The 25,857-nt window shown below is 42.6% G+C and carries 23 protein-coding genes; 5 read left to right on the top strand and 18 right to left on the bottom strand.

From position 1 onward, the window contains the following. The first annotated feature begins 132 nt into the window (after positions 1-132). Positions 133-750, top strand: coding sequence for a YagU family protein (locus I1A42_RS09325; RefSeq protein ID WP_161157679.1), 618 nt, complete (start codon positions 133-135; stop codon positions 748-750). 76 nt (positions 751-826) lie between these two features. Here the strand turns inward: I1A42_RS09325 and I1A42_RS09320 are convergent, their stop codons facing one another. From I1A42_RS09320 to I1A42_RS09290, 7 genes are all read right to left on the bottom strand, one after another. After that, on the bottom strand, positions 827-1,678 hold the full coding sequence (locus I1A42_RS09320) for an SDR family oxidoreductase (RefSeq protein WP_161157678.1): 852 nt from the start codon (positions 1,676-1,678) through the stop codon (positions 827-829). Positions 1,679-2,172: 494 nt separating this feature from the next. Then, positions 2,173-3,153, bottom strand: a complete 981-nt coding sequence (locus tag I1A42_RS09315) for an alpha-L-glutamate ligase-like protein (RefSeq protein WP_230389370.1) — start codon at positions 3,151-3,153, stop codon at positions 2,173-2,175. A 1-nt stretch (position 3,154) separates the two neighbouring features. After that, entirely contained in the window at positions 3,155-4,663 is a 1,509-nt protein-coding gene (locus I1A42_RS09310; protein WP_196123300.1) for an inactive transglutaminase family protein, read from the bottom strand. Positions 4,664-4,672: 9 nt separating this feature from the next. Then, on the bottom strand, positions 4,673-5,434 hold the full coding sequence (locus I1A42_RS09305) for an ATP-dependent zinc protease family protein (protein ID WP_196123299.1): 762 nt from the start codon (positions 5,432-5,434) through the stop codon (positions 4,673-4,675). A gap of 188 nt (positions 5,435-5,622) precedes the next feature. Then, positions 5,623-6,594 carry a tRNA 5-methoxyuridine(34)/uridine 5-oxyacetic acid(34) synthase CmoB gene (gene cmoB / locus I1A42_RS09300; protein ID WP_196123298.1) on the bottom strand — a complete coding sequence of 324 codons (972 nt, stop codon included), beginning with the start codon at positions 6,592-6,594 and terminating at the stop codon, positions 5,623-5,625. An 88-nt stretch (positions 6,595-6,682) separates the two neighbouring features. Further along, entirely contained in the window at positions 6,683-7,414 is a 732-nt protein-coding gene (cmoA, locus tag I1A42_RS09295; protein ID WP_161157673.1) for a carboxy-S-adenosyl-L-methionine synthase CmoA, read from the bottom strand. A 269-nt stretch (positions 7,415-7,683) separates the two neighbouring features. Next, positions 7,684-8,559: a DUF72 domain-containing protein gene (locus I1A42_RS09290; RefSeq protein WP_196123297.1), complete on the bottom strand. Its 876-nt coding sequence runs from the start codon at positions 8,557-8,559 to the stop codon at positions 7,684-7,686. A 283-nt stretch (positions 8,560-8,842) separates the two neighbouring features. Here I1A42_RS09290 and aspS point away from each other — a divergent pair, with 283 nt between their 5' ends. Together aspS and I1A42_RS09280 are read left to right on the top strand one after the other, a co-directional pair. Continuing rightward, on the top strand, positions 8,843-10,621 hold the full coding sequence (aspS, locus tag I1A42_RS09285; RefSeq protein ID WP_196123296.1) for an aspartate--tRNA ligase: 1,779 nt from the start codon (positions 8,843-8,845) through the stop codon (positions 10,619-10,621). A 195-nt stretch (positions 10,622-10,816) separates the two neighbouring features. Next, positions 10,817-11,395: a thymidine kinase gene (locus I1A42_RS09280; protein WP_161157687.1), complete on the top strand. Its 579-nt coding sequence runs from the start codon at positions 10,817-10,819 to the stop codon at positions 11,393-11,395. A 71-nt stretch (positions 11,396-11,466) separates the two neighbouring features. Here the strand turns inward: I1A42_RS09280 and I1A42_RS09275 are convergent, their stop codons facing one another. Both I1A42_RS09275 and I1A42_RS09270 read right to left on the bottom strand, forming a co-directional pair. After that, entirely contained in the window at positions 11,467-12,114 is a 648-nt protein-coding gene (locus I1A42_RS09275) for a YdcF family protein (protein WP_161157670.1), read from the bottom strand. After that, positions 12,107-12,937 (bottom strand): NAD(P)H-binding protein, encoded by an 831-nt coding sequence (locus tag I1A42_RS09270; protein WP_196123295.1) that lies wholly within the window; start codon positions 12,935-12,937, stop codon positions 12,107-12,109. Before I1A42_RS09270 ends, I1A42_RS09275 begins: the two co-directional genes overlap by 8 nt. Before the next feature lie 422 nt (positions 12,938-13,359). Here I1A42_RS09270 and I1A42_RS09265 point away from each other — a divergent pair, with 422 nt between their 5' ends. After that, positions 13,360-14,709 (top strand): DNA repair protein, encoded by a 1,350-nt coding sequence (locus I1A42_RS09265; RefSeq protein WP_161157668.1) that lies wholly within the window; start codon positions 13,360-13,362, stop codon positions 14,707-14,709. A 231-nt stretch (positions 14,710-14,940) separates the two neighbouring features. On the opposite strand, the gene I1A42_RS09260 is transcribed toward I1A42_RS09265, so the two are convergent. Further along, positions 14,941-15,171: a TIGR02647 family protein gene (locus I1A42_RS09260; RefSeq protein ID WP_161157667.1), complete on the bottom strand. Its 231-nt coding sequence runs from the start codon at positions 15,169-15,171 to the stop codon at positions 14,941-14,943. A gap of 639 nt (positions 15,172-15,810) precedes the next feature. Between I1A42_RS09260 and focA the strand changes: the two genes are divergently transcribed. Then, entirely contained in the window at positions 15,811-16,656 is an 846-nt protein-coding gene (gene focA, locus I1A42_RS09255) for a formate transporter FocA (RefSeq protein WP_161157666.1), read from the top strand. Positions 16,657-17,030: 374 nt separating this feature from the next. Here focA and I1A42_RS09250 read toward each other — a convergent pair whose 3' ends face one another. From I1A42_RS09250 to pspF, 8 genes are all read right to left on the bottom strand, one after another. After that, on the bottom strand, positions 17,031-17,828 hold the full coding sequence (locus I1A42_RS09250) for an ABC transporter permease (protein ID WP_161157665.1): 798 nt from the start codon (positions 17,826-17,828) through the stop codon (positions 17,031-17,033). A gap of 519 nt (positions 17,829-18,347) precedes the next feature. Next, on the bottom strand, positions 18,348-19,100 hold the full coding sequence (locus I1A42_RS09245) for a substrate-binding periplasmic protein (protein ID WP_196123294.1): 753 nt from the start codon (positions 19,098-19,100) through the stop codon (positions 18,348-18,350). Between the two features lie 229 nt (positions 19,101-19,329). Then, positions 19,330-20,124, bottom strand: a complete 795-nt coding sequence (locus I1A42_RS09240; protein ID WP_161157663.1) for an ATP-binding cassette domain-containing protein — start codon at positions 20,122-20,124, stop codon at positions 19,330-19,332. A 5-nt stretch (positions 20,125-20,129) separates the two neighbouring features. Then, positions 20,130-21,116: a peptide ABC transporter ATP-binding protein gene (locus I1A42_RS09235; RefSeq protein ID WP_161157662.1), complete on the bottom strand. Its 987-nt coding sequence runs from the start codon at positions 21,114-21,116 to the stop codon at positions 20,130-20,132. Continuing rightward, a complete protein-coding gene (locus I1A42_RS09230) occupies positions 21,116-22,003 on the bottom strand; it encodes an ABC transporter permease subunit (protein ID WP_161157661.1) in 888 nt (295 codons plus the stop codon). The genes I1A42_RS09235 and I1A42_RS09230 overlap by 1 nt, the downstream gene beginning before the upstream one ends. Next, complete coding sequence (locus I1A42_RS09225; RefSeq protein ID WP_161157660.1) at positions 21,990-22,952, bottom strand: ABC transporter permease; 963 nt, start codon at positions 22,950-22,952, stop codon at positions 21,990-21,992. Before I1A42_RS09225 ends, I1A42_RS09230 begins: the two co-directional genes overlap by 14 nt. Further along, positions 22,952-24,535, bottom strand: a complete 1,584-nt coding sequence (sapA, locus tag I1A42_RS09220) for an ABC transporter substrate-binding protein SapA (protein WP_408063529.1) — start codon at positions 24,533-24,535, stop codon at positions 22,952-22,954. The genes I1A42_RS09225 and sapA overlap by 1 nt, the downstream gene beginning before the upstream one ends. 169 nt (positions 24,536-24,704) lie before the next feature. Then, positions 24,705-25,799 carry a phage shock protein operon transcriptional activator gene (gene pspF / locus I1A42_RS09215; RefSeq protein ID WP_196123292.1) on the bottom strand — a complete coding sequence of 365 codons (1,095 nt, stop codon included), beginning with the start codon at positions 25,797-25,799 and terminating at the stop codon, positions 24,705-24,707. Positions 25,800-25,857: the final 58 nt, after the last annotated feature.

Here is a 25,857-nt window from a genome sequence, read left to right as displayed (position 1 = left end):
TCATGGTCTAGATCAATATTGATATCAGTAATTTATAAGAACCCGACCTGAAATTGATCTAGATCCGTATTTGACGTGCTTCAGGGTGCTACTTTCTATATCAACAATTTCATACACAGTTATGGGTATCACATGAATCTATTCGAACAAACTCCAAGCTCTCGTCGCCGCTACGGTCTAGCAGCTTTTATAGGTTTAATTGCAGGTATTGTGTCCGCTTTCGTTAAATGGGGTGGCGAGGTTCCACTACCTCCGCGCAGTCCGAGTGATATATTTACAGCCGCTTGTGCTCCAGAACACTTAATTCGTGCTGCTGCCAATATTGACTGTTCACGTAACTTTTTAAATCCACCATACCTATTTTTACGTGATTACTTACATGTGACCGATCCTAACTCTCCGGTATACACTTTTGCTGGGCATGTGTTTAACTGGGTGGGTGTGACACATATTACATTCTCTATCGTGTTTGCCGTTGGTTACTGTATCGTTGCTGAAGTTTTTCCAAAAATTAAATTGTGGCAAGGTTTACTAGCTGGCTTCTTAGCGACAGTTGCTGTTCACTGGATTTCTTTCACTACTATGGGATTAACTCCTCCACTATGGGACTTACCTTGGTATGAAAATGTGTCAGAAATCTTTGGTCACCTAGTATGGTTCTGGTCAATTGAAATTATCCGCCGTGACCTACGTAACCGCATCACTAAAGAACCGGATGCAGAAGTACCACTAAACGGTGCAGTGCGTTAATAAAAAATCATAAAGTTTCCATTCCCATTAAAGCTTTTAGGCCGCATCAAGCGGCCTTTTTTATGCAGGAATATATTTATAAGAATGACTTAATCATGGCAGATACAGACTGAGTTGGGTGGCCAATAAGTTTACTTAACGTATGGCTATCATCGAATAATCCGCCTTGTGACGCTCCTGTATCTGAATTGGCTAATATCGCAGCGAACGGTGCTGGAATACCGGCACTTTCTAATGCTTTCGCATAGTCGGCTTCTGGCATATTGATATAAGGAATGTTTTTCCCTGATTGTTCACTAATCAGTGCGGCAAGTTCGCTTAAGGTATAGCTTTCATCACCTGCCAATTCATAGACTTTTCCAGCTTGTGGTTGCTCGCTTGTTAATACTACTGCTGCCGCTTCTGCGTAGTCTTCTCGGGGGGCGGAGCTGATTTGACCATCACTTGCACAGCCAATAAATGCACCATGTTCGATGGCAGGCGCAACGCTAAGTAGATAGTTTTCGGTATACCAACTATTGCGAAGTAGTACATGGGGAATATTGGCCTGTTTTAGGTAGGCTTCGGTTTCTATATGCTCCGCTGCAAGCGCTAATGGTGATGTATCTGCGTGTAAAATACTGGTGTAGGCAATAAGGCTTACCCCTGCTTGTTTCGCTGCATTGATCACATTGGCATGTTGTGCGGCTCGTTGTCCTACTTCGCTTGATGAAATGAGTAATAGTTTATCAACTCCTTGGAGGGCATCGGACAGGGTATCTGGCTGACTATAGTCTGCTTGACGAACATCGATGCCTTTGTCCTTAAGAGATACGGCTTTAGCTGTATCACGAGCCAAAGCCACAATATTGTTCGCTTCTGTTTTAGCCAATAGATGGTCAATAACTCGTTGACCCAGTTGTCCGGTAGCACCTGTTACAGCAATCATAATCGTTCCTTATTGGATGGGTTTAATCTATACGACTTAGCTTGCCATTTAAACTCACTAAAAGTAAGTACGTACTTTTTTGTAAGTGTCATTTTTTCAAAAATAGTCGCGATAACCGAGTTGTTGAGGAACGTTTATTCTCCGATGTATCTAGTTGTCAAACTAACGTTATCTAGTGTTAGTATCATCATCTCCAGTTGGGAGAGGCGGTAGTGCACTAGACATGATCATTATGCCTTAGTTATCCGATAATTGGGCCGGAAAACAGTCGTGTTCTTCTGCTCGGCTATTCATGGTGTTTTGATGTTTGTGCTTGTATTTAGTACAACCTAACACCGATAGAAATGTTTTCATTACTGGTGATTGCTTGGTTGACCTTGCACCATTTGCTTATTTAAATAAAAAATATGATGGCTAAGTTCCCACTGCTGGGTTAGTAAAATAATAAAACCAGTCGAATGACTGGCTTTATTGGTTTCTGATGTTACTGGAAACTAGAAGTGGTCATCTTCGACAGCAAAGTGCTTCATCGCGTATTCAACGCGTTCTGCTGCGGAAGGGTAGATAAGTGGTGTTTCTAATGCTTCTAGATGGTGAAGGCGAGGTAATAGCCCTGAACCGTTGGCAATCTGAATAGCGAGTCCAGGACGAGCGTTAAGTTCAAGTACCATCGGGCCTTCTTTTTTATCCAACACCATGTCGGTCCCCATATAGCCAAGACCCGTCATTTCCCATGCGCTGGCGGCAAGAGTTAACAAGTTTTTCCAGTGCGGAACTTGCAAAGTCGATAGGTCTTTATCGGTATCCGGATGATGAGTGACGGGGCGGTTAAATTGCACCGCTTTCACAGCCTTCCCCGTCCCGATATCTATGCCCACCCCAACAGCGCCTTGGTGTAAGTTGGCCTTACCGTCTGAATGAGAAGTAGATAAACGCATCATCGCCATGATCGGGTACCCTTTAAATACGATAATACGGACGTCAGGTACACCTTCATAACTGAAGCCGTCAAAACAATCGTCGAACTCGATAAGGTTCTCGACCACAGCAACGTCGTTTTTACCGCCTAAAGAGAATAGGCCTGCCAGCGTGTTACTGATATGGCGTTCCACATCTTCATTACCAATTTGCGCACCTGAAGGCTTGGTATAACTGCCGTCTTTATGGGATGTGATGACTAATATACCCTTACCACCACTACCACGAGCGGGTTTGATAACGAAGCCAGGCCAATCTTTCACCATCTCATGGACGTCTTTCACCGCACCTTGGTCGCTAATGACGCCAATCAGTTTGGGTACAGTACAGCCCGCACGTTGCGCAATCAGTTTAGTTTTTAACTTATCGTCGACTAGTGGATATTTAGATCGGTCATTATAGCGACCGATATAGCTGTGATTACGCTGATTCATCCCCATAATGCCTTTCTTACGGAGTTTGAATGGCGATGTATATTCAGAGAGTGAAAACAGCATATTAATCTTCCTCTGCAAGCGGTTTAAAACGGCGTAGTTCTGAAATGCGGTAACCCGTATAGGTACCCAATAACAGAATGATTGCCATTACCACAAGCTGCAGGCCAATGAAGTTAAACGTTAAGTGCTGTACGTAAGAGTTAGTCATTGCTAAGTAGATAAGGATCGCAGTAAAGAGCGAACCACCACCTTGCATGAAGACTTCTTTGGTACCTTCTTCTTCCCAAAGAATAGACATACGTTCAATGGTCCATGACAAAATGATCATCGGGAAGAATGTGATGGTTAAGCCAGACGTTAACCCTAACTTAAACGCCACAACAGTAAAGATAGAGATGATCAAGATAACCGCGATGATCACCGCTGATATTCGCGCAACCAGCAATAAGTTCAACTTAGATAAGTAACTACGAATAATCAAACCGGTACCGACAATCAAGAGGAAGCCAATAATACCAGTCATCAACTGCGTTTGTACAAACGCTACCGCGATCAACACTGGCATGAAGGTCCCTGATGTTTTCAGACCAACGATCACACGCAAGAACACCACAATTAATGCTCCGATAGGCATCAACATAATCGTTTTGAACATTGCCTGTTCTTCCAGCGGTAAGCTGTGAATAGATAGGTTAAGTAGGCCATCTGATTCAACTTTACTATTCGTCGCTTGCTGAGCGGACATATCTTGCGAAATCATGCTGAAGTAAACTTGGCTGTTACGACCACCAACAACATCAAGCAGAGAAACATTTGATTCGTCCCAAACCAATAGGTTAGGGTGAGTCGGTTGCGTGCCTGTTTCTGGATTAAATAGAACCCATTTTTCGCCATTCCAGATTTCGTTCATCATCTCAATCGATTGGCGACGACGGCCATCTTCGAGTTGAATAACACCCACGACTTTGTTTTGCATGCCTGCATAAGACAACAATTTTTGCGTTGCTTCATATTTGGTCATGTTGTTTAATAGTAGTGATGCGTTCTGACTTTCAGGATCGTTAAGGGTTTTAATCAGCTCACGAGTAAAACTGACCGGCTCTGCCGATAAACGGGTAGCTCGATTGATCAATGCTACCGCTGCCGCTTCTTCTGGACCGTCGAAGGTCGGTTTTTGAATCTCGCCAACAGGAGGAATTGGGGTTGATTGTGCATTAGGATCCACTAAAAACTGGGTTTTGTAATAAATCGTTTGTGGACCTTTAGCATGACGGATAGACCATTCAGCACGGCGGCCAGAATTACTAGAAATATAAGAGACACCGTAACCTGGCGATGAGGCACTTTCGTTAATTAAAGTGAAGCCATCTTGGGTTGCTGGAGCAGCTAAAGAGACTTTAACGGGTTTGTCATTGGCATAAAATTCAATACGAGCTTCTAGATCCCAGACTTGGCGAGTTTCGCCAGGAGTCCAAGGCACTCCGTATTGTTGGTGACGCATTACACTTAATGTTATCCCTGCAATAATTAAGAGCAGGATGGATATGTAAAACGGGACTTTTGATGTCATAAATGACCTTTACTTAGTATTTTTACCAGTTTGAACGTATTGTTTGCTGACATCGACTACGGCGATATCACGAATAAAATCTCTTCCCAGCAGTACTGGGTGACTCATCTGTGAGCGGTCGGCCAAGGTAAATGGTGTCTTCTCATGAATATCACCAAGTTTAACCCATAATTGAACAACTGCACGGCGTTGTGCTTTCTCACTATTGGCTTGGAGAATTCTCACATAACGCACTATAGGTGCTTCTATCCATTTTGCATCTTTTGCCACATCGTCACCTGCGACTAAATGGAATCGAACCCATTTTTTGCTATTTCGCTCAAATTCTTGAACATCAACAGCATTCAATGACGAAGAGGCTGCACCGGTATCGACACGGGCAGTAAAGGTTTTGTCCAAGGAATCGATAGTGACTTTCTCTAAAGAGCCGAGCACTTGTTGATGGCGTGCCGCTACCGAGGATTCTGGCACAGCCAGAGTAGGAACCTGATCATCTTGCTTGGCCGCTAACCCGGTTTGATCATCGATTTCCGATGCGGTGTGCTCTAGTTTACGAACTTGTTTTTTTAAGGAAGTGATTTCTCTTTCTAAACTATCGATATAGTCCATTTGATTACTGATTTGTAATTCCAAATTGGTGAGATGGTTATCGATGTGAGATTCAGAGTGTTGAATGGCAGCTAGCGTAGCTTGATGATGTTCATCACCGTTCATCATAGTGCAACCTGAAAGCATACTGAGTGCAATAACGGGTGCTATTCGCTTAAACATTTGCGACCTTATTTAATTTCTTAAGTAGTGTTAGTTATTTTATTATTAATTAGTCTAATAACCCCATGAAAAACAGACTTGTAATATGGGCTAAACAACCAAAAAATAGAGTTATTATTAAGCAAGCTATGAGCTTTCGACCCATAGCTTAGCCTTATGAAAGCAAAAGATAGTTAAAACTATGTCAATTATGGTTTTTTTGCTATCAAAATCGCTCGTCTCGGCGCAGGGTATCCTTCAACGGTCAAGGCTGGATTCTCTGCGTCAATATAATCCGGTAATGAGTTGTGCGTCATCCACTCCGTGGTGCGCTGCTCATCAAGGGAAGTGACATTCTCATCGACAATTTTAACGTCGATAAAACCGACTTTTTCTAACCATACTTTTAAAGCCAAAGCAGAAGGGAAGAAATAGACATTGCGCATTTGAGCATAGCGATCAAATGGCACCAGTACGGCATTTTCATCCCCTTCAATCACCAAGGTTTCGAGAATTAACTCACCACCTGAAGCCAGTTGATTTTTCAATTGGATAAGGTGATCAATTGGAGAGCGGCGGTGATATAAAACTCCCATGCTAAATACTGTATCAAAGGCTTCTAGTTCTGGAAGTTGCTCAATGCCTAATGGTAAGAGGTTGACGCGCTCATCGTTACCCATGAGTTTGCGAATCGCTTCAAACTGCACCAAAAATAGCTCAGATGGATCAATGCCCCACACTTGCCTTGCACCGGCGCCTAACATGCGCCACATATGATAACCGTTACCACAGCCTACATCTAAAACAGTGCGGTTTGTCAGGTCAGAAATATGAGGAACAAGACGGTCCCATTTCCAATCTGAACGCCATTCAGTATCGATATGAATGTTGTGAACTGAATAAGGTCCTTTACGCCAAGGGTGAAACGTCTTTAGCAGATTTTCTAGCTTCTGTTGTTCGCCATGTGGCAGAGGCTCATGGTTATGCAGAGTTACCGAGTCTTTGATATCAATAACATCAGGTGCAGTATCAGGAATTTTTTTAAGGGCACGAAACCAGCGGGCGATATCGCCGTGTGGCTGCTCTTGCCAATCTGTCAGCTGTTGAGGAAGAACATTCAGCCATGGTTGAAGACGAGTGTCCTCAGCAATAAGCTGATAGATGCGAGCAAAATTAAACATGAATACGATTACCTAACTAACTAGTCCGAGTATAACGTGGTGTTAATGAGGTTATCGGGACTAGTCGATATCACTCTAACCTAAACAATTACTTAATGGCGAACATTGAGCCAAAGTTGAAACACTGGAACCAAACTTCAAAGCTACTAAAGCCCAATTTAGCAAAGCGTTCTTTGTGCGTATCGATGGAATCGGGCAGCATCACATTTTCAATTGCACTGCGCTTTTGACTGATTTCTAGTTCACTGTAACCGTTCGCTCGTTTGAAATCATGGTGTAAATCGATAAGAAGTTCATGTGATTTGTCGTTAGCAAAAACGAATTTCTCTGACAGGATTAATATCCCGCCTGGGCGCAATCCTTGGTAAATGTTTTCTAATAGAGCGTAGCGATCTTCTGGAGATAAGAATTGCAGCGTGAAGTTCATGACCACGACAGACGCGTTTTCTATGTTAATGTCGCGAATATCGGCTTCAATAACGTTAACCGGTGTATCTGAGCGGTAGGCATTGACGTGCAATTTACAGCGTTCAACCATCGCATGAGAATTATCGACAGCAATGATCTGACAACCTTCTTGAGCTTCAATATGGCGACGAATCGAGAGCGTGGCAGCACCTAAAGAACACCCAAGGTCATAAACGTTCGTGTTTGGTTTAGCAAAGCGTTCGGCGAGCATACCAATCGCTGAAATAATGTTGCTATAACCAGGCACTGAGCGCTGAATCATATCAGGAAATACTTCGACGACACGTTCGTCAAAAGTAAAATCACCAATCTTATCGATTGGAGCTGAAAATATGGTGTCTTTATTAGGCATTACGACCTCGTTACTGCAAATAACCTCAGTTTCATTCACGTCACTGAGATCTTGAAAGGCGCGTATTTTATGAAAAATTCCTGCTGGTGTCATTAGATGAACTAAAGGAAATGATTCGGAAAGGTAATTGATTGGCTCTACCTATCGAATCGTGCTTTTTATCGGTAACTCTAAGTCAGCGCAAGGTAGGGGGAACGACAATGTATTCGGTTTAGTCAAGACATTGTTGAGGCAACTAACACACTGAAGTTATTAAAACGTTGCAGCCATTAAAACATAGACAGTTGCTGTTGATCGACTGCTGCTGGAAAACTGGGTAGTGTGGTTAAGTCGAGCTGAGTCTGTAATTGTTGGTATAGCTTAACCGCCAATTGAGGGGCTAACACATTGTCTGGCGTGTGGATCATTAAGTAGGGTTGTTTCCCTTGAGCTATCCACGCAGGGAGTTTACTTAACCAAGGTGCAAAAAATTCTAAGTTGGCATCGAGATCGGGGTGGCCGATAAATCGAATCATCGGCGAGTGAGCGGTTGCAATGGCGTGTACAGGAACGCGAGGTTTCTTTTTCTGCGCATCGATAATGACTTCATTGTCTGCTTTTGCCGCAAAAACGGGTCGGCTATCCATAATGATACGGTTGATACCTTGTTCTAACAGCCATTGATTCAACTGTTTTTCGGCGTCTTGTTTCGCAAAAAATGCGGGATGGCGTACTTCGACCCCTAAAGGAATGTCTCTGGGAAATTGCTGGCAAAATTGCACTAATGCTGCAAAATCATCGGGTCCAAAATTGGCCGGTAATTGAATGGTCCACATGCCAATTTTTTCTGCCAGTGGGGACATGAGCTGCAAAAAATCGGCGACGTCTTGTTGACTATGCCGTAGCGCATTTTGATGGGTGATTTGTTTCGGTAATTTGAAGGTAAAACGAAACTCATCCGGTGTTGCATCATGCCAGTTTAAGACGGTGTGTGCTGAAGGCGAAGCATAAAATGTCGTGTTACCTTCTACAGTGCTAAATACACTGGCGTATTTAGCCAGTCGCTCACTCGATTGAGTCCCTTTTCCATAAAATTCACTCTGCCATCCCGAGTGTGACCACATAGTCAAACCTAGTCTTAATAACCGAGAAGTAGGTGAGGGCATCGGACATTCCATTTGATAACTTAATGAATAATAGACTCTAACATCGCTTTGTAACCGAAGACAGTTTAGCGCTATAATCGACCGCAATTTTTTCGTCTTGATAGCTGATTTGGCTGAATATTGTACCAAAAATAGTCAAGTGGGAATAAATGAACGGATTTTATCTGCTGTAAGGTCGATTTTCCCGACCGTTCAGCGTATAAATGACATCTTGTACTGCAGATAGTTGAAATAACTGCAGCGTAAAGTTGAATGATAAATTAAAGAGATTGGGAAATTTATTATGCGTAGCCATTATTGTGGTCACCTGAACAAGTCCCTCGTTGGACAAACTGTGGAACTGAGCGGCTGGGTTAACCGTCGTCGTGATTTAGGCGGTCTTATCTTCATTGATATGCGAGATCGTGAAGGTATCGTTCAGGTAGTTATCGATCCAGATATGGCTGACGTGTTTGCAATTGCGAACCAACTGCGCAGCGAATTCTGTATTACATTGACTGGTACAGTTCGTGCTCGCCCAGACAGCCAAATCAATAAAGACATGGCAACAGGTGAAGTGGAAATCTTGGCAACAGGGTTGGAAATCATTAACCGTTCAGAGCCGCTTCCACTTGACTCGAATCAAAAGAACTCAGAAGAGCAGCGTCTAAAATACCGCTACTTAGATTTACGTCGCCCTGAAATGAGCGATCGCATCAAATTGCGTGCTAAAGCATCAAGTTTCGTGCGCCGTTTCCTTGATGAGCAAGGCTTCTTAGATATTGAAACTCCAGTATTGACGAAAGCAACGCCAGAAGGTGCGCGCGACTACTTAGTTCCTAGCCGTGTACACAAAGGTAAATTCTACGCTTTACCACAGTCACCTCAGCTATTTAAACAGCTATTGATGATGTCTGGTTTTGATCGTTACTACCAAATCGTTAAATGTTTCCGTGATGAAGATTTGCGTGCAGACCGTCAGCCTGAATTCACTCAAATTGATATCGAAACGTCATTCATGACGGCGGAAGAAGTACGTGGTGTTACAGAAACCATGGTTCGTGATATGTGGAAAGAGTTACTCGATGTCGATCTAGGCCATTTCCCAATCATGGAATATAGCGAAGCAATGCGCCGTTTTGGTTCTGATAAACCAGACCTGCGTAACCCGCTAGAAATTGTTGATGTGGCTGACATCGTTAAAGACGTTGAATTTAAAGTTTTTGCTGGTCCTGCGAACGACGAAAAAGGCCGCGTAGCCGTACTTTGTGTGCCTGGTGGCGCTAAACTGACTCGTAAACAAATTGATGAATACACTCAGTATGTGTCGGTTTACGGTGCAAAAGGTTTAGCGTGGATGAAAGTGAATGATCGTGAAGCGGGTCTTGACGGTATTCAATCGCCAGTGGCTAAGTTCCTAAATGAAGAAGTGATCGGTGCTCTGTTAGAACGTACTAACGCTCAATCGGGTGACATCATTCTATTTGGTGCCGATAAAGCCAATGTTGTGACGGATGCTCTAGGCGCGCTACGTCTAAAAGTGGGTCTTGATTTAGAGCTGACGGATCTTGAAGCGTGGGCACCACTATGGGTTGTGGATTTCCCAATGTTTGAGAGTGATGACGAAGGTAACATCGCAGCGATGCACCATCCATTTACTTCACCGCTTAACGTAACACCAGAAGAACTGAAAGCTAATCCATCAGCTGCGAACTCAAATGCTTACGATATGGTTCTAAATGGTTACGAAGTGGGCGGTGGTTCTGTTCGTATTCACAATGCACAAATGCAGTCAGCTGTGTTCGATGTGTTGGGTATTAACGAAGAGGAACAACGTGCAAAATTCGGTTTCTTACTAGATGCTCTTAAATATGGTACACCACCACACGCTGGTTTAGCATTTGGTCTTGACCGTTTAGTGATGCTGCTGTGTGGCACTGAGAATATCCGTGATGTGATTGCTTTCCCTAAAACAACTGCAGCAGCGTGTCCATTGACGAACGCGCCAAGCTACGCAAATCCTGCTGCATTGGAAGAGCTAGCTATCACAGTTAAAGCAGCGCAAGAAGACCAAGACGCATAAACGTTTTAGTTTTGCACTGAAAAGTGATCAAGTAATAAGAAAAGCGACCGCAATAGGTCGCTTTTTTGTTACAATGCGCGCCACTTATTTTTTATATCAATGTTGGTCAATTATCCAAGTCGTTCATTATTGACGATGGATTCAATGTTGCTATTTGTGCTGGTGGTCGACCAGCAAAATGTAGGAATTGTTCTTTTGGCTCAGATGTATTTTTATTACTCAGCAATGAATGCGGGTAAATCTACGACGTTATTACAATCGGCATTTAACTATAAAGAGCGCGGTATGACGCCTGCGATCTTTACCGCAGCGATTGATGATCGATTTGGTGTGGGTAAAGTCAGTTCAAGAATTGGCCTAGAAGCCGATGCGTATCTTTATCATGAAAATTCGGATCTCTTGGCAGATATTACCGTGATTCATACCCAACAAAAACGTCACTGTATTTTGATTGATGAGTGTCAGTTTTTGACTAAAGAGCAGGTTCATCAATTAACAGAAGTTGTTGATAAATTAGGCATACCTGTACTTTGTTACGGATTAAGAACCGATTTTCAGGGCGAATTGTTTGAAGGCAGTAAATATCTGTTAGCGTGGGCGGATAAATTAGTCGAGTTAAAAACCATTTGTCACTGTGGCCGTAAAGCCACCATGGTGATTCGTACTGATGAGCATGGCAATCCAATTAAAGAAGGTGATCAGGTTGCTATCGGCGGTAACGACAAATATGTGTCAGTCTGTCGTAAGCACTATAAAGAAGCATTAGGCATTTAATGGCTAGTGGTCACAGCGTAATAAAAGAAAGGGAGCGTCGGCTCCCTTTCTGCATTCTGTGAAAGACAACATTAAGCCGCTGCGTCGTTACCAAAGATCTTGATTAACGCTTGATAAGCTTGAGCGACTTCTTCTGGGATGGGTTGGCTAATTTGAAATCCTTTATCCGGATAGTTAACGATACGTTCATAATCGCCAAGCAGTTGTTCAATGACCAGATCTAACGTCATATCTTCAGTCAGGTATTCAAAAAAGTCGTTGGTACATGATGTGACTTGTAAACTATCGACCGCCGTTGGCCATTGCTTCATAAAAGTCGCGTACGCGCGACGTTCTTTATAAGGTTTGTGCACCAAAATAACCCGTTTGGGAGCAATACCATGTTCGCTCAATAGTTCGTAACTGAAACGCACGTTTTCGCCACTATTTTGCGCACGCTTTTCAAGCAGAATACTTTCTTGAGGAACGCCTGCGTCAATCGCCACTTCGGCAAAACGTTCTGCTTCCGGTGTATCAAAGACTCCTCGGGTAAGACGACCATGTTGACCACTAAATACAATCAACGGTGCTAATCCTTGTAGGTAAAGGTTAGAGGCATGCTCGGCAACACGAGTATCGTTGCTTCCCATGGTGATGATCACATCGGCGGGTTGCAGTTGATGATCAAGCTGCATATAGCGCCATAAAGTCTCTAAATGTTGATATAGATGTTTACTCATTATCGGACAGTGCCTCCAGAGTATTTGTATAATGGAATGAATACCCAAGCCGGATCAATTTATCACTGACTATCTGTTTAAATGGTAGATCATTGATTGGTGGCAGTGGCTCTTTTGATCCAATGATGTCTAATGCAGCTTGGTAGAATTGCGCCTTACTCACCGTATTAGGGGTCGTCGCGTTGATAACTTGACGTGAAAGGTGGCGCAGAGAAAATTCGGTAATTCCTATCGCATCTTTCTGATGCAACATATTGGCTGGTGCCTCGCTACTCACAGATTTTAGTCGTGTTGCAAAACGAGCTGGGTGACGATCGGCACCAAACAGGCCGCTGCAACGAATAATGACATAGTCTAATCCTGAATCGATCACACACTGTTCTGCTTTTAATAGGATGCGAGCATTATCGGTGAAGGTGTCATTGTTTAGCGCTAGGCTGTAACTGGCATCTTCTTCATGCATAATTTGACCAAGGTTAGGGTAGACCGATGTTGAACTGATCATGATGATTTTCTTTACACCCGCCGCATGAGCGTGTGTCACTAAGTTACCCCAGTAATGAGCGTATTCGTCGCCGTTACCGCGACGAAAACCAGGGGGAAAGCAACCAATAACAGTGTCACACTGACGTTGAAACAGCTGTTCTGTTAGGGCATCGGGTGTTGTGAGATTGCAAAGAAAACTTGGGATCCCTTGTTTGGCAAGCATCTCAACACCAGCCATTTGGGTTTTAGTGACGCTAACTTTCATTTGCTGCTTTAACAAAGATTGGGCCAATGGCTGACCAAGCCAACCTGCACCGATAATCACCACTCGACTCATAATATTGCTTCCTTTGAATTTCTCCTGCTGCGTTAACCTTTACGGCTAATTTCACAATGAAATGTCGTGTTGTTACTCAAATAACAATGTTGTATATCAGCATGTTATCTAAGTACTTACGGCTAATAAACCTAGGTGGTTAAACCCTATGATCATAACGTTTCAAATCGTATTCTGCGAGCACTGTGGCATATTTAATCTATACTTTGCATGTGTGAACGATACCTATCTGTGGCGCGATTGATTCAACTGCTGCAGATAGACCACCTGAATTTAATTGAATTTCAGATTAACCTAAACTTAGATTTGTAATAAAATAGTCGAACTAATGTCATAATTTCTCGTTTTTGATAATAATGACATTATTGTCTATTCGAATACCTACTCGTCAACAAACCGAGTATCGCCATAAAGGACCAAGTATGAATCAACTACGTATGACAGTAGTGGCTTCTGTGTTAGTTGCTCTTATGGGGTGTCAAAGTACGCCTAAAGAGCCGCAGCAAGCAAGTCAAACGAATCAAGAACAGCAACAAGCGAATGTTGAATTCGAGAAAGTGAAAGATACGCATACTACTTGGACTAAAAACCTTAGTCATGTTGACGCTCTTAAAATTTATTCGCCTACAACGTACAAAACGTTGTTAAAAGCGTGGAACGAAGCCTCCGATCTTTACAAAGTGATGGAAAAAAATCCTACCGTAACACTTGAAGATCGCTCTTTCTTTTCCAGTCAAAGCTATGCGCAAGCGTACAACGAAAAAATTATCGCCGTGGATGCTGCGTATAAAAAATTAGAACAACTAAAAGCCAAAGCTGATGTGCTTTTAGCCGATTCTATTGCGCAGATGAATCAGCTTGATGCTATTTTTGCTAATCGTCATTTCCCTGATGAGTACCGCTCGTTGCTCTCTGACTATGAAGAGTTGTTTGATGATGTTGCGGATGATGAATTAGAAGATGCCCAGGAGAACCAGGTAGAATTCTTAGCCAATGGCCGCAAGCTCGAAATAAAAGTGGAACACAAGGTTTATATCTCGCCACTTGAGCAAGAGCTATATGTACTTAAACGTGAAGAGTTTAATACGGTTGCTCCTATGACATTTAGCGCTGCACAGAGTGAAATTCAGTTAGCGTCCAACGTGGTAGCGGGCAACCCTCGTGATAAAGTAGCCATTAAAGCGGCTGTAGCGAAAGCTCGCTTTGAAATACAACATGTTAAACAAGTGACTCATCAAGTAAAAGTATTGGCTGCGATTGAAGATGGGCAGTTTGAAAACTATGTACTCGATACAGAGAATCAATTACTGACTATCTCAAAAGCGATTGATGGTTCAGATTTCCGCGACGTTGTTTTTCGCGAGCAAGCTGAAAAAGTTCTAGAGCAGGTCAAGAAATTACGTAGTGCGGATAAAACCGATCTGTTACTCGAAAAATTAAATAAGAGCCAGGCAAAAACAGAACAGTTGTTGAGCGATAATAATAAGTTAACTGCTGAACTAAAACAGCAGCATACTTTGTCTAGTGCGTATCAAAATCAAATTGAGCAGCAAACCAAGTTGATTGAACGTTTAGAACAACAGCTAAATAGCAAACCGTCTCCAGCAGCTTATGATGCGGCTGATAGCACGATTGCTCCATCTGAAAGCAACAAAGAAGTGAGTAATAAAGTTGACACTCCTGTCGAGCCTACCGCGGTTGCAACACCTGCCGTTGCAACGGATACGTCTGTGACAACTTCTACTACAACTGATGAGACAGCACAACAGTGAATCAGCTGTTCTTGTGTTGTGGTGAATAAAAAAGAGTGCGAAAGCACTCTTTTTTATAGGTATACCCAAATGAGATCCCGAAGGGCGAGTTGTATTCACTCCTAGGGATATATTGCTGATTTTTAAAGTAGAATGACTATGTCTTCAAATCAGTGCCTTGTCTAAGAGTGAAACCATTCTCGTTGAAACAGTATCTTGAGGTTACTTGGGTATATATACATAGATGATGAATCAATCGAGAATTCGATGAATTTTGTGGATACATTCGGCTAGTTCAATGCCTTCGTGGGTCAAGTATCCACCGTCAGGCTGGGTACAAAGTCCTTTCTCAAATAGGTTTTGCACCGCAGTTTGTATGGCTGGTAATGCGTCACTATGAACCTTAATTCCATTAGCGGTACTGCTTAAGTCAAACTGGAGAATTAAGTTTAATTCTTCGATTTGGTTTGGCTGAAATTTCATTGTGTTACCCCTACCTAATAATTGGTTAACATTAATTATCCGCAATTCACATCATCATCTTCAATTACAATAATGGGTGACTGATTGTATAAAGCTCCCTATTACGATACTCAATACCATCTTGTAATTCATAACACCATTACAAGATAGCTTGCCCTGCCATTGTCGCAATAAGTCAAAAACGAATCTGTTAGCTAGACCACTTTAACGGGGTAATTATCAACATTTTGACGTTAATATTGAATTGTATCAGTGAGTTAGTTTGATGTTCACTGGGTAATAAACAATGAGTCTTATCGTGTAAACAAGTGTTCATACAGCAGGGCAGTTAGATGGGGATTCTCTTTATGCTAAATGTTAATTAAATTTTGTTTAAATTAACTAATAGTAATAAATAAAGATTTTGATTAATTAAAGATGAACAGAAGTGAAGTGCAATTAAGAGAATAAAAATTATGAACAGATTATAAATAATTCTGGTGTTATTTGTTCAAAAAGGTGAAGGGATGGGACATATATTTAGCTAACTAGATAATAAAGTGATTTATTTTGTTAAATATTATAAATACAACTTGAACTGAATAAGAAATAAGGCGATTATCGCATCACTTTAAATTTGTATCAAAACGTAAATCAATTATGGAACTTAACCAAATCGACGCATTATCCCCACAACAGATGGCTGAACGTGCCGCTGAAGTTGGTGTAGGTAAGGCGACTAAGCCTGCTTATAAATCATTTTTACTTGCTGTTTCTGCAGGTATCCAAATTGGTATCGCCTTTGTTTTTTACACTTTAGTTACCACTGGTACTCAAGATGTGGCTTTCGGTTTTAGTAAGTTAATGGGTGGCCTTGCATTTAGCTTAGGTTTAATCTTAGTGGTTGTAACTGGTGGTGAACTGTTTACAAGCTCAGTGCTTACTTTAGTGGCAAAAGCATGCGGCAAGATCACATGGAAACAGATGTTCAAAAACTGGGCGATTGTTTATGCCGGTAACTTCTTTGGTTCTATGTTAATGGTTGTCATTATGCTAACGACCAAGCAATACATGAGCGACGGTGGTTTGCTGGGTATTAACGCAATGCACATCTCACAACACAAATTGCACCACACATTTATTCAAGCCGTTGCACTTGGTCTTATGTGTAACCTATTAGTATGTCTTGGTGTATGGATGACATTCGGTGCTCGCTCTATGTCTGATAAAGTGCTGCTTCTGGTTTTACCTGTCGCTATGTTTGTTTCTTCAGGTTTCGAGCACTGTATTGCTAACATGTTCCAAGTACCAATGGCGATTGGTATCAAAGCGTTTGCTCCTGAATCGTTTTGGCAAGTGACTGGTGCCAATATTGCTAATTTTGCTGACCTTAACTGGGCAACATTCATTGTGAATAACTTAATTCCAGTGACTATTGGTAATATGATTGGTGGCGGTATCGTTGTTGGTCTTCTGTACTGGACTGTGTTCTTGAAAAAACACTAAGCGTTCAATTTATTGTTCTAAAAAGCGGTCATTACGATCGCTTTTTTTATGTCTGCATTTCGACGTTAGCTTATAAGTACGTTGTGATCATTTAAGGTTATCCACATTTTCTGTGGATAACCTGTTTTAAATCTCGTGTGTAACTTAAGGTGATGAAAAATAGTGCAAAAAACGCACGTTTTTCGTGCAACATGCAAGTGTCATTTTTCTCATTCAATAATAACTTTCACTTAACAATATTGGCTATTTCTTATAGCGACTTTGCATCGTTTACAGTTATTGAACAAGGGAACTGTGATCTTCCAAATTAATAATGATCTTGTCCACAGGTTATGTTTGATCCGCGCGATGGGCATAACTCACACTTTTGGTGACTATTTGTTCAGCTTAGTGAGCTCGACAAGTATTCGACCTTCGCGAGTCAGAACTTTTCTTAGGCTCAAATGAACGGTGCAGACTAAAGACACATTCATGGTGACGTAAATACCGGTCATTATCATTAACTGGTATTTAATCGCTATCATAGGTGAGGCGCCACCTAAGATTTGACCTGTCATCATTCCTGGTAAAGTGACTAAACCAATAGTAGCCATAGAGGCTAACAATGGTGCGGAGGCTTTTTGTAACGCTTCCCGAACAAAGGAGCGTGATGCGTACGTAGGTGCTGCACCTAAGGCTATGGCTGCTTCGTATTCTCCCTTCCGTCTTTGGTAGCAACTAAATAGGTTCTGTAGTGCAATAATATTGCTGCTGATAGTGTTACCAAGCAGCATCCCTGCTAGTGGGATCATATATTGGGCACTGTAAAGAGGGGTAGGTTGCACCATGGTAAGACAAATGATGGCTAGTGTAGGGAACATACCGATCCCTAGAGCTAACGTGATGGGTAATAAGAGCAATCGTTTCGGTAAGTGTGTTTTAGATAAAATCGAACTCGCCCCAACCGTGATCATACAGAGCATCCAGGCAATATTGATCCATAGGTTATTAAGATTAAATAAATATTGCAGATAACTCCCAACTAAAAAGAGCTGAATCGCCATGCGGCCGATGGAAATAACGATGTCTTTGGCGAGTCCAAGCTGATGATAAGCATTGATGGCTAGTGGAATGGACAAAATCAAACCAAATAGAGCTAATTGCCACCATGATATATCGATTGCATTGTTCATAAAAAATCCCGGGAAAATGTAGAGACGTATTCCTACAAGTGAACATGGTGGAGTGATAATGTCAGTAAGGCAAACTTATCGAAATGTATAATAAAATAACCTCAAGATGCCAGTTCAAAGCGAATGTATCCGCAATTAGGCATGTACTGAGCTGAAGGATTAGTCATTCCACATAGAATTTAATACGTTCATTATATACCCAAGTAACCTCAAGATGCTGTTTCAGCGAGAATGTATTCGCTCTTAGGCAAGGCACTGATTTGAAGACATAGTCATTCTACGTTAAAAATCAGTAACACAGCCTAGGAGCGAATAAAACTCGCCCTTTGGGAGCTCATCAACAAACCTATTTCTGCGCTCAATCACGTTAAAAGGGAATGACCATTCCTGCCGTGATTGAGCTTGACCTAGGCTCGTTGATGAAGCTCTGAATCCTGCATCTTGAGGTCATTTGGGTATACTCATATATAAAGTTTTCTGATGTTCATAAAAGGAAACTGTTGAATACTGGGGCAACGACTAATTCGTTACCTCATCAAATTGCTCAATAAGGTGTTGTAACTCGCCAGAATCGATCAACTGTTTAAGACCTGCATTAAAAGCTGTTATGTATTTCTGTGCATTGGGATTTAGTTTCCCTGCTGCCACATAAAGCCCATTGTAGGACACATTAGGGTAAACTTTTTGAAATATGTTGGTCGGGATATTGTGCTGTCTCATTGTCCATAGAGCAACGCGGTATTCCTCTATGATCAAATCAATTCTTTCAGTTTGGAGTTTGCGAATATTTGTGACTAAATCGGCGGCTGGGATTTTCTTAACTTTATCGGTCGACATAAAATCAGCGTCATAGGCATAATTGCGAATAACACCGACACTTTTACCAACTAAATCTTGGTAAGTCCCCCAATCAACGGGGTTTTTCCTCAAAGTAATAAAACTAATTTCGTTAAACAGGTAAGGATCGGAAAAAATCATGGATTGCTCGCGCTCTTCTGAATACCAAGCGGCAATCAATACGGCATCGGCTCCTCGCTGCACCTCTTTTAAAGCTCGCGACCATGGTGTGATGCGTAAGTCTAAATAGTATCCGGATAGAGCAAAAGCGCGTGACACGATTTGCACCGATAATCCTGTTGGTCGCTCAGCATCAATAACGTACGGTGGCCAGCCATTTTGCAAACCGACTACCGCTGTCAACTGTTGGCTGAAGGCAGACAGACTAAAGAATGAATGAGTAATAACTAGCAGAAAATACACAAGTTTTCGCACTGACAATCCTACATGGCGTTTTTGCAGTAAAGTGTAGTTGTATATTGTGGAAATTGCATAATCAGTACGAATCTTTTAACTGGCCTTACTGCTAAACAGACCCATATGACCTCAAGATGCAGGATTCAGAGTTTCGTCAATGAGCCTAAGTCGAAGCAATCACGGAAAGAATGGAACGCAGATATACGAGAGTAGGGCACCGAAGGTGATGCCCTATGTCGCATGGTGATTATTTATTTTTGAAGCTTGGTGCTTTATAAAAATGGCTTTCAATCATACGTTCGGTGATAGGGTGTTGTGGGTTAGATAACACCTCTTGAGTTTCACCAAATTCAACCACTTCACCTTCATGCATGACCATGACTTTATCTGTAATGTGCTTTACCACGCCAATATGCTGTGAAACATAGACAAATGAAACACCCATCTCTTCTTGTAATTCTAAGAACAGATTAATGATCTGCGATCGCATTGCCATATCTAAGCCATTTAGGGCTTCATCGGCAACAATGATTGATGGTTGAAGAATCAGTGCTCGGGCTAAACAGACGCGCTGCTTTTGCCCTGTTGCAAGCATTTGCGGATAGAAATACGCATGTTCCGGCAATAAACCGACACGTATTAATGTTTCTCTAACCCGCTTTATGCGATCTTCGGGAGACATATTGGTATTTCGTTTTAGTGGGCCTTCCAAGATATGCCCAATTTGCAGACGCGGATTAAGCGAAGTATTCGGATCTTGGAAAATCATACGAATCAGCTTACAGCGAGTCGAGTAATCTTTATGTTCGAGTAACTCACCATTCACACGAATATTTCCGTTAGAGGGTTCGATCATTCCTGCGAGCATACGTGCAAGCGTCGATTTGCCTGAGCCGTTTTGGCCGATAAAACCTACGGTTTGACCTGCTTCTAAGCGAAAACTCACTGGTTTCACAGCTTCATAAACACGTTTACGAAATAGCCCTTGGCGAACAACAAACTCTTTCGATAGATTATCCACTTCGAGTAAAGAAATATTCACGTTAGTTACTCCATATTCAGTGGAAAGTGGCAAGAAAACTTATGATTTTTCACCCATTGAGTTTGCGGAACTTCAACACACTGTCGTTGAGCGTAAGGGCAGCGAGGACCTAATCGACAACCAATCGGTAAGTGTTGGAGAGGAGGAATAGAACCAGGAAGCGACTGCAATTTTTGCTTTGGTGGAATCCAATCGCTGAAATCAGGCATCGCTTTTAGTAAAGCAACGGTATAGGGATGCTTAGGGTATTCTAATAAATGCGCAGTCTCTGCAGATTCGACCGATTGGCCACAATACATAACGGTAATGCGAGTCGCCCACTGCGTAATGGTATTTAAATCGTGCCCAATCAACATAATTGAGGTGTTATTGACCTGATTCATCCGGCTCAAAAGGCGCAAAATTTGCGATTGAGTAATAGGATCAAGGTCATTAGTCGGCTCATCTGCAATCAAAAGTTTGGGTTTGGCTGCAATCGCCATCGCGATCATGACCTTTTGACATTCACCATCGGTCAACTCATAGGAATAACTTTCCATCACTCGTTTGTGGTCTTTAATCCCCACTTTGTGTAATAAAGCGATGGCCTGTTTTTTACGCCAGCCAAAACGCTTCCACCACCGACCTGCAAAAGTGCGGTAGGGGATAGACTCGATCAACTGCTTACCGACTTCATCGGAAGGGTCTAAACAGGTTGATGGTTCTTGGAAAATCATCGCGATATCGCGCGCGATGACTCGGCGACGTTCTTTGGCCGTTAATTGGAGTAAATCAATATTACCTAATCGCATCCGATCGGCCGTCACACGCCAGTTTTCTTTCGTCACTCCAACAATGGCTTTTGCAACCAAGCTTTTCCCTGAACCGGATTCACCCACGAGACCGCGGATTTCTCCTTCCGTCATGGTCAAACTCATTCGGTCGACCGCTTTAACGATGCCTTGGGGAGTGTCTATTTCAATCGTAAGGTGACGAATATCAAGGATTGGCATTATTCGACTCCTGCATTAATAGATTGACGAACGCCATCACCAACCAAGTTGATGATAATAACAGTGACCATAATAGCGATGCCGGGTAATGTCACTGTCCATGGCGCTAAATAGATCAGTTCCACGGAATCTCCTAGAATTGCCCCCCATTCAGTGCTTGGTGCTTGTGCGCCTAACCCGAGAAAGCCCAGTGCCGTAATATCCAAAATAGCCACAGTCACTGCCATGGTAAATTCAGCGACAATCAAGGCCAAAATATTCGGTAAGATGGAGTGCCAGAAAAGATAAAAATCGGTTGCCCCATCAAGCCGCGCAGCCATGATGTAATCTTTTTCGATTTCGTTATGCACCGCGATGTAAACCGAACGGATAAAACGGGGAATCAGCGCCAACCCAATAGCGAGCAAGACGTTAAATTCACCAAAGCCAAGGAAAGCAACAAAAATAATCGCTAGCAATAACGAAGGGATAGACATAACGGTATCAAATAAGTGGTTTAACGTACTAGAAATTAAACCGCGTGTCATACCTGCTAAGAAGCCAATGCTACAGCCAATCACGGCCGACAATATGGTCATCAGCAGCGATGCGCCAAACGTGAGGCGAGTGCCATCAATCAAACGTGATAAGATATCACGCCCTAAATCGTCGGTACCAAAGAAATAATCCACTGTTCCAGTGGGTTCCCATGATGGTGGTAGCAATAAGTTACTGCTTTGTGCATGAGGGTCGTGAGGTGTAATCCAAAAAGAGGCAATAGTAATTAACACCAAGAGTAAAAAAGCCCACAGGCCGAACATGCTGAGTTTATCGTTACGATAGCTACGCCAGAAACGCTGAAATTGCGTTGGGATATGCTCTTCTTGGTAGACGTTATTTGTTAGCATACCATTCCTTCCTTACTAACGGATTTACTATAGCACCAATCAAATCCGACAGAATAATGGCTGTGAGAACTAATGCCCCGATGACAATAACGCCAGCTTGGATAGAAACGTAATCTTGGCTCGACAAAGCATCTAATAGCCAGCGGCCAATGCCGGGCCAATCGAAGATAGATTCGGTTACGATAGCCAGTGTGAGCATACTCGAAAGCTGCACGCCAAATTTAGGGACAATAGGTGGAATCGCGTTGCGTAACACGTGTTGAGTCACTATCTCAAAATTCGATAAACCTTTAATTCGAGCGGCACGAATATAGTTTTGCGACATCACTTCAGATACTGAAGTACGCATTAGCGTTATCACCTGGGTTGTCGGTGAAATTGCGAGCACTAAACACGGCAAAATCATATGTTCGATAACACTTTGTAACGCGTAATTACGAAATTCTCCGCTGGCTAGAAACGCATCAATCAGCGAAAAACCGGTCACTCGTTTCACGTCGTACAAAAGATCATAACGACCAGAGACAGGGAAGAATTGATACTGTAAAGAAAACACCATGATCATCATCAGCGCGACCCAGAAAATAGGTGCAGAATAGCCCGACATTGATATAAATTTGATGACAGTGTCGACCCATTTCCCTTGTTTCATCCCAGCAATTGTTCCGAGCGGAATGCCAATAAAAAGCGAAAATAAAAAGGCGATAACACACAGTTCTAGCGTAGCTGGGAAAACCATTGCCAGTTGAGAGACGATCGGCTCACCGTTTTTCGCTACACCAAAATTGAGATGGGTTAATTCAGTGACATACATCGCCCATCCAGACCAGAAGCTTTGCTGTGCCCAAGGCGAAATGGGGTCAAGGCGCAATAAATTGTACCCAACCAACGTTAGGATTAGCAGGGTAATAATGAACAGGTTGAAGCGTCGAACGGCATAAATAAACATTAGTTACTTATCCTCTCAACAGTGTTGAAGGGTTCGACGCTAAACGGAGTCATATGCAGTCCAGTTAAGGATTTATTGTAGGCATTAAATTGCATGCCATGGGCCAAAGGAATCACGGGAAACTCTTGATTTAATATGTTTTGTGCCTGTTTATACAGGTTGAGACGATAGCGGGGACGATTGACTTCTAACGCCAAATCTAACAAGAAATCGAAGTCGCTATTACACCACATAGAGTAATTGAGCCCTGCGCGTTTTGCATCACAAGAAAGCAGAGGTCTTAAAAAACTGTCAGGATCACTGGTGGTGCCCTCCCAGCCTGTTAAGAACAGATCAATATTCTCTTTGTCGGCGATTTCGGTTCTGTTGAGGCGATCCTCCGGTATCAACGTTAGCTTTATGCCAATATCGGCTAAATTTGATTGGATTAACTCAGCCGCTTTGCGTGGGCTGGGATTATACCGACGTGGCTCTAAAGGTACAGACATTGTTAATTCTAAGCCTGTTTCATAACCTGCGGCGCGTAATAATCCCAACGCGTAATTCCTATCATAGCGAATTTGTGAACTGTCTTTTTGGTATGCCCAAGAGTTAGGCGGCAAGATGTTATAAGCAATACTGCCTGTGCCATAAAACACGGAATCGAGGATATTTTGTCGATTGATGGCGTAACTAATGGCTTTGCGCACTCGCACATCATTTAACGCAGGGTGAGAGGTATTGACCGCAATAAACGCCACATTCATCGCTGGTTTAGACGTGAGAGTCACATCCGTTTGTTTCTTAATGGTCGGAATTTGGCTAGCAATCGGTGCGTTTAGCACGTCACATTCGTTACGTAACAGTTTGGCCAGTGTTCCCGTACCGCGTTGAGAAATATCAAATACAACCTGCTTCATTTTAGCGACGCCATTCCAATAGTTTGGATTGCGTTTTAAGCGAACATAATCGTGCGGTTGATAATCATCGAGGTAAAAAGGGCCAGTGCCAACTGGGAGGCTATCGATTTGTTGTTTCTCGTCTTTCAGCAGCAATTGTTGCGCATATTCCGCCGAGAGAATAACGGCATGCGGTGTGGCAATATTGGCAATAAAGCTGTTGTCTGGACGGCTTAAGGTGAATTTAACGGTATATTTGTCGAGTTCTTGGACATCAACTAACAAATTTTGAAAATCTAAACCTGTGAACCAAGGGTAGATTCCGTCATTGACATAATGGTAAGGGTTGATGGCATCAATAATACGACGAAAGCTGAATAATACGTCTTGAGCATCCATTGGCCGTGTTGGCGTAAACCAATCTGTCGTTTGAAAGGCGACATTGTGACGAAGGTGAAAGATGTATTCCGTGCCGTCTTTATTGACTGACCAACTTGTTGCCAGACTTGGTTTAGGTTGCAGCGTTTCAGGATCTAACGTCAATAACGAGTTATAAATTTGTGGGCTGAGAGCATCAACAGTAACACCACTATCGACCAGTTGCGGATTGAACGTGGTCAAATTGCTTTGTCCACAATAGATAAAGCCGCTCTTACGGATGCCGCTGTGGCTATTTTTGGTATCGCATCCTGCTAATAACGCAATGATGCAGATACTTAACGTCAGTTTTATTAATGCTTTCATATCGAAAATACGTATGAGAAACGAGGCGTTACTTTACAATATTGCCCCAAAATCTCGCTAATTTACCATCTTTTATTCCATGAAACCAAGTGAATTAGTTGAAAGCTGATCCACTGCCTGAAAATCGCCATTAATCTGTTTTGATTTGGTATTTTCTTAACATCCCTCGAAACTGATGATAGCTCAGACCTAGCAAATCAGCGGCATGCCTTTGATTAAACTTAGCCATTTTGAGAGCTTGATTAACAATACGGATATCTGCGTTCCTTTGCCACTGTTTGTAATCTACCGGTAAAACAGGCAAATCATCACTTGCTTGGTCAGATAAAGGCAGAGTTGGCATTGGCGGTTTGTCATCTTCAAATACCGTTAATGGTGGCTCCATATTGTTCACCGTGGATGTGATTGACTGAGAGCGAACAGTAGGTTCAGAGCAATGTGCCGAAGAAGGGGCGAGCCAAGAGGTTTTAAATGGATCGAAGACCACTTGGTTAACCGGAGTATCAAAATCCGTGTGTTGATAAACGGCGCGCTCTACCACATTTTTTAGTTCTCTGATATTACCGGGCCATGGATAGTGTAGGAGTTCTGCCATTACATTGTGGCTAAATCCTGAGAAATATGATCGCCCCAATTCACGGCACATTTTGATCGCAAAATGCTCCGCCAACAGTGGAATGTCTTGTTGTCGCGTCCTGAGTGGAGGAAGGTTGATAACGTCAAACGCTAACCTATCGAGTAAATCAGCCCGAAAACGGCCCTGACGAGTTAACTGGGGTAAATCTGCGTGAGTGGCGCAAATGAGTCGTACATCGCAGGTTAAAGGCGTATGACCGCCAACACGTTCGTAGGCGCCATATTCGATCACTCGCAGTAATTTCTCTTGGACTATGGTTGGCGTTGTGGCGAGTTCATCCAAAAATAATGATCCCCCTTCTGCACGTTCAAATCGACCAAGGTGACGTCCTTTGGCGCCGGTAAAGGCACCAGGTTCGTGACCAAATAGTTCTGAATCAATCAGTCCTTCGCTTAACGTGGCACAATTTAAGGTGAGCAGTGGAGATTGCCAACGTTTGGATAAGTAATGCAGCCGCTGGGCAATTAATTCCTTACCTGTGCCGCGTTCGCCGATAATGAGTACTGGGCGTTCTACTGGAGCCAGTTGAGAAACTTTATCTAATACCTCGTGAAATAATGGTGATTCACCGACCAGAGTTTGCTGCATCGTGAACTCCTTATCTAGGATCAAAAGGGAAATTAGCGAATATGGTAAATTTAACCAA

Origin of the sequence: Vibrio nitrifigilis, from assembly GCF_015686695.1 — a bacterium.
Lineage (GTDB): Bacteria > Pseudomonadota > Gammaproteobacteria > Enterobacterales > Vibrionaceae > Vibrio > Vibrio nitrifigilis.
The sequence above is the reverse complement of the archived record's forward strand: the minus strand, read 5'-3'. Positions and strand labels throughout refer to the sequence as shown.